This is a genomic window from Trichococcus sp. (assembly GCF_049589555.1).
Lineage (GTDB): Bacteria > Bacillota > Bacilli > Lactobacillales > Aerococcaceae > Trichococcus.
The window spans coordinates 1-1,662 of sequence record NZ_JBAWAZ010000129.1; the positions used below are offsets into that span (position 1 = coordinate 1).

Here is a 1,662-nt window from a genome sequence, read left to right on the forward strand (position 1 = left end):
GTGGCGGACATGGAATTCAGGACTGCGCCGGAAATCACCAAAGGGTTGCAGGAATATTTGGAAGACAATATATTGGGCTACAGTATACCCACCGAAGGCTACTACCAAGCAGTCATCGATTGGCAACGGCGCCGGCACAATTTTGAGGTGGAGAAGGAATGGATCCTGACCAGTCCTGGTGTCGTTTCTGCCTTTTATGCAGCGGTCAGGGCTTATACCCAGCCTGGTGAGGGTGTCATCATCATGACGCCGGTCTATTATCCATTCTTTGGAGCAATCGAAAACGCCGGACGGAAAGTCATCAGGAATCCGCTTTTGAATCGCTCGGACGATTACACAATCGATTTTAAAGGGCTTGAACATCTCTGCCGCAAGAAGGAGAACAAGCTGATCATTTTCTGCAGCCCGCATAATCCGGTCGGAAGGGTTTGGACGGAAGAGGAGCTGGCCCGTTTAGCGGATATCGTGCTTCGTTATGACATGATCATTGTTGCGGATGAAATCCATAACGACTTGATTATGCCAGGATATGAACATAAGGTTTTCCAGACGCTTTCCCATGCGGTGGCGGAAAAGACAATCACCTGCACTGCACCATCCAAAACATTCAACCTGGCTGGGTTGTGCACTTCCAACATCATCATCCAAAATGAAACTTTGCGCAAGCGAATGTCCAATGCGCTCGCAAGTGTCGCTTGCGGTATGGTCGGGACGCTGGGGTTGGAAGGATGCCGGATCGCTTATAATGAAGCGGAACAGTGGCTCGACCATCTGATTCCGGTCATCGACAGGAACCAGCATCTGGTGCGCGATTTCTTCGCCGCAAACTTTCCGAAAATAACCGCGCCATTGGTCGAGGGGACTTACCTGCAATGGGTGAACTTCAAAGCATTAGGATTTTCGGCGGAAGAACTGGAAAAGTTCATGCGCGAGGAAGCGCAGTTCTTCACCGATGAAGGCTATATTTTCGGAGAAGAAGGCGAAGGCTACGAACGCATCAATTTGGCGGCGCCGACCAAAGTGATTGAAGATACGCTTAATCGTCTCGGGCAAGCATTGTACCGAATGCAACAGTAATCAGTAAACCAGCAAACCAGCAAGATGTGCGTTTCATAATGAAGGAGGGAGCAATACCATGAAAAATTTTATCAGATGGGAATCCGTTGTCCGTTATATCGCAGGAAAGAAACCTGAAAAGGCAAAGAAACCAAAAAAAGTAGAAGAAATCAGGGAAGCTTCCATCATCACTGCGTCCATCGATTAGTTCAAATAAGCATAAGAAACGTATGAAGTAATGGCTTAGTGGCATATGATTCATCCAAAAAATACGGAACGCAGATGGCTGCGCGTTCCGTATTTTTTTGCGCCAGACCTGTCCCGGCCGGTCAACTCTGTGATATGATGGGTGTACTATTTTCATCAATCAAGGGAAGGTGTGGGGTTGTGTCGAAAGGAAAAGGGAAAGTGATGCTGTCGATGCTGATATTCGGGACGATCAGCATCTTCGTTAAGAATATTGACTTGGCTTCCAATCAAGTTGCCTTCTTCAGGGGCGCTTTGGGGAGTTTGTTCCTCTGGGGAACCTTGTTGGTGCGCAAGGAAAGGATTCCTTTGGCGTTGGTCAGGAAAAATGCCAAGTTCCTGTTGCTGTCGGGTTTTGCT

Annotated in this window: 2 protein-coding genes and 1 pseudogene; all 3 read left to right on the forward strand. The window is 48.1% G+C overall.

Annotated elements, in window-relative coordinates:
• Window positions 1-1,077, forward strand: a 1,077-nt coding sequence (locus tag WBV27_RS05285) for a MalY/PatB family protein (protein ID WP_424200079.1), incomplete at its 5' end; no start/stop codon positions are given.
• A 58-nt stretch (window positions 1,078-1,135) separates the two neighbouring features.
• The gene (locus WBV27_RS05290; RefSeq protein ID WP_424200081.1) at window positions 1,136-1,264 is read left to right on the forward strand and encodes a hypothetical protein; all 129 of its coding nucleotides are present in this window, start codon (window positions 1,136-1,138) and stop codon (window positions 1,262-1,264) included.
• Between the two features lie 179 nt (window positions 1,265-1,443).
• Window positions 1,444-1,662: pseudogene (locus tag WBV27_RS05295) on the forward strand (DMT family transporter); the annotation flags it as partial.